11 protein-coding genes and 1 tRNA gene are annotated in these 8,725 nt (G+C 61.7%); 7 read left to right on the top strand and 5 right to left on the bottom strand.

The genetic code is table 11. The features are described 5' to 3' along the window. The first annotated feature begins 84 nt into the window (after positions 1-84). A complete protein-coding gene (locus tag NYR58_RS19750; protein WP_261522857.1) occupies positions 85-1,341 on the top strand; it encodes a tyrosine-type recombinase/integrase in 1,257 nt (418 codons plus the stop codon). Here NYR58_RS19750 and NYR58_RS19745 read toward each other — a convergent pair. Next, positions 1,331-1,603 carry a helix-turn-helix transcriptional regulator gene (locus tag NYR58_RS19745; RefSeq protein ID WP_261522856.1) on the bottom strand — a complete coding sequence of 91 codons (273 nt, stop codon included), beginning with the start codon at positions 1,601-1,603 and terminating at the stop codon, positions 1,331-1,333. The two genes, NYR58_RS19750 and NYR58_RS19745, sit on opposite strands and share 11 nt — an antisense overlap. A 173-nt stretch (positions 1,604-1,776) precedes the next feature. On the opposite strand from NYR58_RS19745, the gene NYR58_RS19740 reads away from it, so the two are divergent. Next, positions 1,777-1,868 (top strand) — tRNA-Ser (locus tag NYR58_RS19740). 290 nt (positions 1,869-2,158) lie between these two features. Here NYR58_RS19740 and sugE read toward each other — a convergent pair. The 3 genes from sugE to NYR58_RS19725 all read right to left on the bottom strand — a co-directional run bounded on the left by sugE (position 2,159) and on the right by NYR58_RS19725 (position 3,744). Further along, positions 2,159-2,482, bottom strand: a complete 324-nt coding sequence (sugE, locus tag NYR58_RS19735) for a quaternary ammonium compound efflux SMR transporter SugE (RefSeq protein WP_261522858.1) — start codon at positions 2,480-2,482, stop codon at positions 2,159-2,161. Between the two features lie 139 nt (positions 2,483-2,621). After that, positions 2,622-2,945: a RidA family protein gene (locus NYR58_RS19730; RefSeq protein WP_261522855.1), complete on the bottom strand. Its 324-nt coding sequence runs from the start codon at positions 2,943-2,945 to the stop codon at positions 2,622-2,624. 58 nt (positions 2,946-3,003) lie between these two features. After that, the gene (locus NYR58_RS19725) at positions 3,004-3,744 is read right to left on the bottom strand and encodes a 3-oxoacyl-ACP reductase family protein (protein ID WP_261522854.1); all 741 of its coding nucleotides are present in this window, start codon (positions 3,742-3,744) and stop codon (positions 3,004-3,006) included. 103 nt (positions 3,745-3,847) lie between these two features. Here NYR58_RS19725 and NYR58_RS19720 point away from each other — a divergent pair, with 103 nt between their 5' ends. From NYR58_RS19720 to NYR58_RS19700, 5 genes are all read left to right on the top strand, one after another. After that, positions 3,848-4,462, top strand: coding sequence for a TetR/AcrR family transcriptional regulator (locus NYR58_RS19720; RefSeq protein WP_261522853.1), 615 nt, complete (start codon positions 3,848-3,850; stop codon positions 4,460-4,462). 157 nt (positions 4,463-4,619) lie between these two features. Further along, a complete protein-coding gene (locus NYR58_RS19715; RefSeq protein WP_261522852.1) occupies positions 4,620-4,955 on the top strand; it encodes a PadR family transcriptional regulator in 336 nt (111 codons plus the stop codon). Between the two features lie 78 nt (positions 4,956-5,033). Further along, positions 5,034-6,221, top strand: a complete 1,188-nt coding sequence (locus tag NYR58_RS19710; protein ID WP_261522851.1) for an MFS transporter — start codon at positions 5,034-5,036, stop codon at positions 6,219-6,221. Next, on the top strand, positions 6,218-6,985 hold the full coding sequence (gene arsH / locus NYR58_RS19705; protein WP_261522850.1) for an arsenical resistance protein ArsH: 768 nt from the start codon (positions 6,218-6,220) through the stop codon (positions 6,983-6,985). The genes NYR58_RS19710 and arsH overlap by 4 nt, the downstream gene beginning before the upstream one ends. Next, on the top strand, positions 6,982-7,749 hold the full coding sequence (locus tag NYR58_RS19700) for a phosphodiesterase (protein WP_261522849.1): 768 nt from the start codon (positions 6,982-6,984) through the stop codon (positions 7,747-7,749). The genes arsH and NYR58_RS19700 overlap by 4 nt, the downstream gene beginning before the upstream one ends. 107 nt (positions 7,750-7,856) lie before the next feature. On the opposite strand, the gene NYR58_RS19695 is transcribed toward NYR58_RS19700, so the two are convergent. After that, positions 7,857-8,564: a glutathione S-transferase family protein gene (locus tag NYR58_RS19695; protein WP_261522848.1), complete on the bottom strand. Its 708-nt coding sequence runs from the start codon at positions 8,562-8,564 to the stop codon at positions 7,857-7,859. Positions 8,565-8,725 lie beyond the last annotated feature (161 nt).

The raw sequence follows: 8,725 nt of genomic DNA, 5'->3' as shown, positions 1-8,725 counted from the left end.
CAGCCAGCATGTTGAATCAGAATTCACCGCCAAAGGGAATCCCTGCCGATTCAGCCTCGTTTCATCCCGCTCTAGGAGGGGCAGATGCTCACTGACGTGGCTCTTAAAACACTGAAATCACGTGAGAAACTGTACAAGGTTTCCGATCGTGACGGTATGTACGTCGTCGTCCATCCGTCAGGGAAGATCGTGTTTCGCTATGACTACCGTCTCAACGGCCGGCGGGAGACAGTGACCCTGGGACACTACGGCCGGGGCGGGCTCTCTCTCGCCCGCGCACGCGAGAAGCTGATCGATGCAAAGCGGATGGTCGCCGAAGGCCATTCGCCCGCCCATGAGAGGCGCCGGGAGAAGCGCCGCCTGAAAGAGGCGAAGAGCTTCGGTGAGTTCGGCGAGCGCTACTTTCAGGAAGCATCAATGGCCGACAGTACGCGAGCCATGCGTCGAACGATCTATGAGCGCGACATCCTGCCGAAGTTTCGCAAGCGGCTGCTTGCTGAGATCGAACCTGATGACCTCCGGGCGCTGTGTGGCAAAGTGAAGGACAGGGGAGCCCCCGCGACCGCGATCCATGTTCGCGACATCGTCAAGCAGATCTACGGGTTCGCCATCCTGCATGGCGAAAAAGTCCCCAATCCGGCAGACGAGGTCGGCCCCTCATCAATTGCGACCTTCGTGCCGAAAGATCGAGCGCTGTCACCGGCGGAGATCCGCATCATGCTCAATCAACTCGAGCATGTGGCAACGCTGCCGACGATCCGGCTAGGTCTGAAGCTGATCCTTCTGACGATGGTTCGTAAGAGCGAGTTGCTGGACGCGACCTGGGGAGAGGTGGATTTCGAGAATGCGGTGTGGTCGATCCCGAAGGAGCGCATGAAGCGGTCGAAGCCGCACAACGTCTACCTGGCACAACAGGCACTCGACATCCTGGTCGCCCTCAAAACCTGTTCCGGAAACTCCAAGTATCTCCTTCCGTCGCGGTATGATGCCGATGCGCCAATGTCGCGGGCAACGTTCAATCGCGTCACGATGGCCGTTATCAAACGAGCGAGAGAACAAGATCTACCGTTAGAGCCGTTCACGGTTCACGACCTACGCCGCACCGGGTCGACGCTTCTGAACGAGATCGGCTTCAACAGCGACTGGATCGAAAAATGCTTAGCGCACGAGGATGGCCGTTCGTCACGAGGTGTCTACAACAAGGCCGAATACGAGCATCAACGCCGGCACATGTTGCAGGAATGGGCCAATCTGGTGGACGCTTGGGCGGCGGGGCAGAAATATGTGCCAACCCTCTATCCGCCATCGATGGAGTTACCGGCTCCCGATCCTAGCGTCTGACGGGGCGGGTCTTCCGCAGGCGGACATCGGGCATGGGCGCGCGCCGCGTGGCCTTGGCGTCGGACGCCCGGCGCCGCTCTTCGAGCCAGTCCTCCACTTCCGCCAGGTCCCAGACCACACAACGGGATGTCAGATAGAATCGCCGGGGAAACTCCCCGCGCTGCTCCATCTCGTAGATGGTCGTGTCGGCGAGCGGCACGATTTCGCGAAGTTGGTGTCGCCTGATGGTTCGCCTAATAGTTGGCTCCGCAGGCCGGGTCATAAGGGCTCTCCTCAAAACGAAAGTCTTCCCGATAGAAAGCGATGGTATCGGTGTGATGGAAGACTCTGTTTAAAGCTGTGCGGCAAACGGAAAGTATGGCGTAGAAATCGGATGGTGCGATTGCCGCGATGCCACCCTTCTCGTGTGGCTAAACATATGATCATGAGGCGGCCGCGCCAGTTCGAGGCGCTCTTCTTCGGTTGCTGCTTTGCACCCTGCCCTCCGAAGGCAGAGGTCACAGGTTCGAATCCTGTCGGGTGCGCCATTTCGGAGCTTAGAACGCCGAAAGCCCCCGCTTGTCTGCTTCAAGCGACCGCGAACATTCACAGCAGTTGAACCGGCCCGGCAGGTATCGAATATAATAGTATTGGCGCTGGCAGGCCGGCGACTAGTCATTCCTAATGTAGTACATGAACCACCGTTACCCAATCGATTCGCGACGGCAAGGTACCTTGTCCAAGCTAGACTAGGTGTTCAGCAAAGCGCAGCGCTCTCAGGTCGGACCTCTCGCGTCGAAATCTTATGGGATCCTATGGAGCCAATCTCGAACCAGGATTAGGGTTGGCCCCCCATCACCTTCAGGCCAATGATGCCGGCAAGGATCAGGGCAAGGCAGCCAATCCGGGCAAGGGATGCGGGTTCGCCGAAGACGACGATTCCGAAGATCGTAACGCCACCCACACCTATACTGACCCAGATGGCATAGGCGGTGCCTATCGGCAGAGCCTTGAGGGCGTGCGCCAGCAGGAAGAAACTGGCCGTAGCCGCCCCGATAGTGAGAACGCTGGGACCAAATCGGGTGAATCCTTCCGTGTATTTGAGGGCTGTGGCCCAGACGATCTCGAGCAGGCCGGCCGCAAGCAGATAGAGCCAGGCCATCATCTGGAGACACCGCCGGTAAGATCCGACGGTGCACCGATGATCGTGCGTCCGGCCTGTCTGGCGGTGCCGTTGACCGCACGTGTAGCAACGGCATCGATCTCCAAAAGCAGTTCCGGCATAGCGAGGCCGGAAACGATCAGAGGGTTGTCGTCGGCAGCGTGGAAGTCCCGAAAACGAAGCGGCGCTCTTCGCGCATTTCGGGGATATGCGCCCGATCCGTCAGGTAGACAGTCAGCCTGACGACATTGCGAATCGTCAGTTCATGCGCAGCAAGACAAGCCACAAGGTTTGCCAGGGCCTGTTGCGTCTGCGCGCGGACGCCTTCCTTGGTCACGCCCTTTCGGTCAGCACTGACCTGCCCAGCCACGAATACGAGCTCCGATCCGGCTGGAACCTTGATTGTGTGGCAATAGCCGCCAAGCGGCGCGTGCACGTCGGATGGATTGCATCGTTCAATCATGCGGCGTTCTCCCAAGGCGTTTCCTCGGTGCCGGTTGCGCCCACATAGAGCCGTGCCATCATGCGGTGACCCCGCCGTCGATCGCCAGCGAGGCGCCGGTAATGTTGCGCCCGGCCTCGCTCGCCAGATGCGCTACGAGAGTCGCCACATCCTCTGGCCGACCATAGGTTCCAAGCGCCGTCAGCGCCTTTTCGACGTCCGCCGCCTCGCCGTCGGCGGGGTTCATGTCGGTGTCGATGGGACCGGGATCGACTACATTCACTGTAATGCCGCGCACGCCGACATCGCGCGCCAACCCCTTGGTAAAACCGATCAGCGCCGCTTTGCTCATGGCGTAGAGCGTCATCCCGGCCGAAGGCACCCGCCAAGCGAGCGACGAGCCGATAGAGACGATGCGCCCCCCGGCGCCCATGTGCTTCAGTGCCGCTTGGGAGGCGAGAAACACCGCTCGAGCATGGATCGCCAGCGTCCGGTCAATCTCTTCTGGCGTTACCTCCTCAAGGGGGCCGTGAGGAAAGATGCCGGCATTGTTGACAAGGATATCGAGCCGACTGAGGCCCGCGGCCGCCTCGTTGACCGCCGCCACGATCGCCGCCGAATCGGCGCTGTCGGCACGGATCGCCAGAGCTTTGCGCCCGTAGGCCCTGATTTCGGCGACTACTGCGCGGGCTTTGTCCATCCCGTTCAAATATGTGATGGCCACGTCGGCTCCGCGCGTGGCAAGCGTCCTGGCGATGGCTGCGCCCATGCCACGGCTGCCTCCTGTGACGAGGGCCGCCTTACCGATGAGATCCTGCATGTCTCGCTCCGATATTTATGTATCGATAGGTACAGAATTTTTAGCGACCTTGCTCGGGCCGGTCAATCAATTTATGTATTGATAGGTACAAAAAGGAGGCGGTATGGCGGAACGCGGTCGGCCTAGGACATTCGACAGGCAAGAGGCGTTGCGGCGCGCCATGGAAGTGTTCTGGGCGCGCGGCTATGAAGGCGCTTCGCTTGGCGAGCTCGCCGAGGCGATGGGCATCAACAGGCCGAGCCTCTATGCGGCCTTCGGCTGCAAGGAGGCGCTGTTCCGCGAGGCAGTAGCCCTATATGACGCGACCGAGGGCGCGCCCATCCAGCGCGCACTTGATGAGGCGCCGACCGCGCGAGCCGCGGTAGAGGCGATGCTTCGCCATAATGCGCGAGCCTATGCGCGAGACGACCAGCCGCGCGGTTGCATGGTGGTGCTTGCCTCACTACTCGGCACGCCGGAAAACGAAGCCGTGCGCCAGTTTCTCAGGGAGAACCGGGCGCTCGGCGAGGAGGTGCTGCGCCACCGCATCGAGCGCGGCATTGCCGAGGGGGATGTTCCGGCTGGTGCCGATGCGCGCATGCTCGCCGCCTTCTATACCACCGTCACCCAAGGTCTCTCCGTTCAGGCGCGCGACGGGACCTCCGTCGCGGCGATGGAAGCGATTGTCGACGCCGCCATGGCCGCTTGGGACAGATTGGTGGAGTCGAAAGCCGAATGATCACCTTCCTTCGGTCCTCTAACCACGGCCATCACTTGATACCTTGATCATTGAGGTATATACGGAGCGCATGTCTCGTTCCGCAAGATCAACTCATCCCGCGCCTCGGCCGGCGCCCGACTACACCGATCGGGCGTACTGGCAGGGAACGATCAAGATGTCGCTTTCGAAGTTCTTTGTGTTGAGCGTGCTGCATCAGAAGCCGATGCACGGTTACGAAGTCGTTCAGGCGGTCGACAAGACGACAAAGGGGTGCTGCAGCCCTACTGAGGGCACTGTCTATCCGATGCTCAACGAATTCGAGGCGGGCGGATATCTGTCGTCGCATGCCGAGATCGTCCATGGCCGGGAGAGGAAGGTTTATACCCTGACCGACAAGGGGCGCGAAGCTTTCCAGACGGCTGTCGAGGCGTGGCTCGAAGCCACGGACTGCATCATCGCCGGCAAGGCAGTTGCTGACGCCCTGGCTCGCTCCCAAAGAAAGAGGGTCTGATGCGGCTGATATTTTTTACCCGTATACATCGATCATCGAGGCATTGGTGATCGATGGGTCGTTCGAAGGCCACCGGAAGTGAACGGGACGACCAGACAGGCAATCGCGGTCGGGGCGCTGGGGTTCGCCCAAACCCTGGCCTGGGGCTCCACCTATTACTTGCCGGCCATCCTCGCGGGGCCGATGGCGCGCGAGCTTGGCGTCCCGACTGGCATGGCGTTCGCGGCGTTCTCTGCCGCGCTCGTCGTAGCGGCACTATTGGGCCCCTTCGCCGGGCGTTATATCGACCGCTTCGGCGGCCGCGACGTGCTTACGCTCTCGAACCTGATCTTTGCAGCTGGTCTTGCACTGCTGGGCGCCGCACAGGGGACAACGCTGCTGTTCGCCGCCTGGCTCGTCATCGGCGCCGGGATGGCCGTGGGTCTTTACGAGGCTGCGTTTTCTACACTGACCCGCCTTTATGGCCACGAGGCCCGCGGCGCCATCACGGGCGTGACGCTGATCGCCGGATTTGCCAGCACCGTTTGCTGGCCGGCCTCCGCCTGGCTTGAAGGCGAATTCGGATGGCGCATGGCGTGTTTCGTTTGGGCCGCGGCGCACATTGTCATCGGCCTACCGCTCAACCGTCTTCTCGTCCCAGCAACCGCGCTGCAAGCCGCAATAGCAAGCAAGAAGCAGGCGTCATCCGCACCGCCACCAGCGCCGGCGGGACAAAACGCCGCCATGGCGCTGCTCGCCTTTGTCTTCGCCGCGACATGGTTCACGAGCACGACCATGGCCGCGCATCTACCGGGGCTCTTGCGGGAGAGCGGTGCCGCGCCAGCGACGGCGATCGTGGCGGCCGCGCTCGTCGGCCCCGCGCAGGTCGCCGGGCGCCTTCTGGAGTTCGGCTTTCTCAGGCGGTTTCATCCCTTGTTATCGGCGCGGCTTGCGGCCGTTGCCCATCCCCTCGGTGCTCTCGTGATCCTGGGCGCCGGCGCTCCGGCGGCGATGGTGTTCGCCGCACTGCACGGCGCCGGAAACGGCGTTCTGACCATCGCCAAGGGGACCCTGCCGCTCGCGATCTTCGGACCTGACGGTTACGGCTTTCGCCAGGGCCTTCTCATGGTTCCTGCGCGCTTCGCGCAAGCCGGCGCGCCATTCCTCTTCGCGCTGCTTATGGAACGCTATGGGGCCTCAGCGCTGCTCCTCACCGCTGCACTCGGCGCCGCCAGCTTCGCCGCTCTCCTTCTCCTCAACCCCTCAACGAAAGTGGAACACGTATGAGACTCCGCACGCTGACCGACCCCGATTCCCTTCCTGCGCTCGACCCGCACTATGCGTTCGAGCGCCCCGCTCGAAGCCTTCCCGACAGCCTGCGGCACCCGCCGCGCATTCTGCTGCTTTACGGATCGCTGCGGAAGCGATCCTATTCTCGCCTCGTCGTCGAGGAGGCCGCACGCCTCGTACGCTTCTTCGGCGGCGAGCCGCGCATCTTCGATCCGTCCGATCTTCCGCTGCCGGATCAAATCAGCGGCGACGATCACCCTGCGGTGCATGAACTGCGTGAGCACGCCATGTGGTCGGAAGGCCAGATCTGGTGCAGTCCCGAACGTCACGGACAGATCACCGGCGTCATGAAGGCGCAGATCGACCACCTTCCACTGAGAATGGGTGGCATGCGGCCGACGCAGGGGCGAACGCTCGCCGTCATGCAGGTCTCCGGCGGCTCGCAGTCCTTCAACGCGGTCAATTCGCTGCGCCTGCTTGGCCGCTGGATGCGCATGTTCACCATCCCCAACCAGTCGAGCGTTGCCAAAGCGTTCCAGGAATTCAATGAGGCGGGGCGGATGCGGCCATCGAGCTACTACGACAGAATCGTCGACGTGGTCGAGGAACTCATACGGTTCACCGTTCTTCTTCGCCCGCATGTGGAAGCACTTACCGATCGTTATTCGGAGCGCAAGGAGGCCGGCGGCGCGCCGCGCGACCCCGCAACCGATCTCTCGGCAATCGCCACCTCCCATCAGATGAAAGGGGCGCCTGCATGAACAAGTTGATCTGGCTCACCGACCTCCATCTAGTCGAACCGGATCGCGAATGGCCGGCCGGCGTCGATCCGTTACGGCGGCTACGGGCGTGCTTTGAGGAAATCGAAGCACAGCACGCGGATGCGGATCGCATCGTCATCTCCGGCGATCTCATCCAGATTCGCAGCCCTGGCGCCTATCGCATCCTGCGCGATGAGTTGGAGGCGACCCGAACGCCGTATCGCCTCCTCGCCGGAAATCACGACGACCGCGAGGCGCTGCTGAGCGTCTTTCCGGAAGCTGGCCAGCATGACGGCTTCATTCAGTATGCTGAGGCCGTTGGCGACGCACGCATCCTGTATGTCGACACGGTGGCGCAGGACGGCAAGCATCACGGCGAGTTGTGTCCGGCCCGCATTCGCTGGATCGCCGAACAAATCGAGTTGGCGGGAGACAAGCCGCTTCTCGTTTTCCTCCATCATCCGCCCTTCGACATCGGCGTGCCGGCGCTCGACCGGCTGAGGCTTCTCGACGCTGACGTCCTGGCTGCTCTGCTTCAAAAACGCCGTGGCCCCACCCATCTTTTTTGTGGTCATGTCCATCGGAACGCATCGGGGTTGTGGGCCGGGCACCCCTTCGCCACGCTCAAGAGCCCGCACGTCCAGTTCGATCTGGACATGAAAAGGAACAAACTGGAGCGCAGCGGGGAGCCGCCAGGATATGGCGTGGTCCTGATCCGGCGCCACGGGATCGTCCTGAACTATAGGGACCTGCCGGTCTCTTGACCGCGTCAAGGCAGTTTGCCATCCCTTTACTTGCCTCCTGTCCTGATGTGCGTGAAGGTTTCGCGCGCGGGTTAGCGATTCCCATCGTGACCCGCGCGCTTCGGCGGCTACTTCGAGCCGAACCGATCGATGACTTCGGTCAGCTCGAGATGCCCCTTGCATGCCCCACTGCCTGCCCCTATCTCGCCATTTTCCAGCGCCGTTGCATAGATGACGGCGGGGTCGGCTTCGATACGGCCTCTGAGAGCAGCGAGCTTCGGCCAACGGGACCTGTCAGCCACTTGGTGGAAATTGAGCCAGCGGGCGACACCGATCAGAATGCCATCAGCCAGCGTGGGGTGATCAGCAACCAGGAATCGAGTATCTCCGATCATCTCCTCAAGCCGTTCGTGACGTTCGATGACGCCCTCGCCTCCCCATTCCCTCAAGGCAGACTGCATTGCCGGGTTCGGCGGCTGCATTTCCATCGCGGCCCAAAGAGGACCGAACGCTCCCGTAAACCCCGTGTTTATGAATGCCATCAGCTGGTGCATCCGGTCGGCCTCGCGCGATAGCGGATCGAAGCTGATGCGCCGCTCCGCGTCGCGCGCTTCCAGCCAGGCGGCAATGGCCATGGTTTCGGTAAGCACCTCGCCCCCGTCAGTGATCAATACAGGCGTCTCGACGCGAGGATTGATCCGCCTGTAGGATGGTTCGCGCATCTCGCCCAGCATATCGACGCGAGAGAGCTTATAGGGTCTGCCCAGCCATTCCAAAGCGGCAACGAGCCCCATAGAGCTTCCCAGCGGAAAGCCATATAAGAGGATAGGTTCCATGCTCCAGTTCTCCGTGATTTCTTCCGATCACGCTGCGCAGCAGAACCGGATCATATAAGGCCGCAATGCTACGTAAATTACGCATGACCTGCCCCCCGCAAAATCCCTCACCGTGATGTAGAGTCTGCGCCAACTTTGAAGGAGCAGACGAATGCGAAAGA

Source organism: Chelativorans intermedius, assembly GCF_025398255.1.
Classification (GTDB): domain Bacteria; phylum Pseudomonadota; class Alphaproteobacteria; order Rhizobiales; family Rhizobiaceae; genus Chelativorans; species Chelativorans intermedius.
This window is presented reverse-complemented; position numbering and strand designations above follow the sequence as displayed.

What these genes read in the sequence shown, in the direction of transcription:
- NYR58_RS19745 (WP_261522856.1), bottom strand. Translation starts at nt 1,603, where the DNA reads ATGACCCGGCCTGCGGAGCCAACTATTAGGCGAACCATCAGGCGACAC.
- arsH (WP_261522850.1), top strand. Translation starts at nt 6,218, where the DNA reads ATGAGACTCCGCACGCTGACCGACCCCGATTCCCTTCCTGCGCTCGAC.
- NYR58_RS19715 (WP_261522852.1), top strand. Translation starts at nt 4,620, where the DNA reads ATGTCGCTTTCGAAGTTCTTTGTGTTGAGCGTGCTGCATCAGAAGCCG.
- NYR58_RS19730 (WP_261522855.1), bottom strand. Translation starts at nt 2,945, where the DNA reads ATGATTGAACGATGCAATCCATCCGACGTGCACGCGCCGCTTGGCGGC.
- NYR58_RS19695 (WP_261522848.1), bottom strand. Translation starts at nt 8,564, where the DNA reads ATGGAACCTATCCTCTTATATGGCTTTCCGCTGGGAAGCTCTATGGGG.
- NYR58_RS19725 (WP_261522854.1), bottom strand. Translation starts at nt 3,744, where the DNA reads ATGCAGGATCTCATCGGTAAGGCGGCCCTCGTCACAGGAGGCAGCCGT.
- NYR58_RS19700 (WP_261522849.1), top strand. Translation starts at nt 6,982, where the DNA reads ATGAACAAGTTGATCTGGCTCACCGACCTCCATCTAGTCGAACCGGAT.
- sugE (WP_261522858.1), bottom strand. Translation starts at nt 2,482, where the DNA reads ATGGCCTGGCTCTATCTGCTTGCGGCCGGCCTGCTCGAGATCGTCTGG.
- NYR58_RS19750 (WP_261522857.1), top strand. Translation starts at nt 85, where the DNA reads ATGCTCACTGACGTGGCTCTTAAAACACTGAAATCACGTGAGAAACTG.
- NYR58_RS19720 (WP_261522853.1), top strand. Translation starts at nt 3,848, where the DNA reads ATGGCGGAACGCGGTCGGCCTAGGACATTCGACAGGCAAGAGGCGTTG.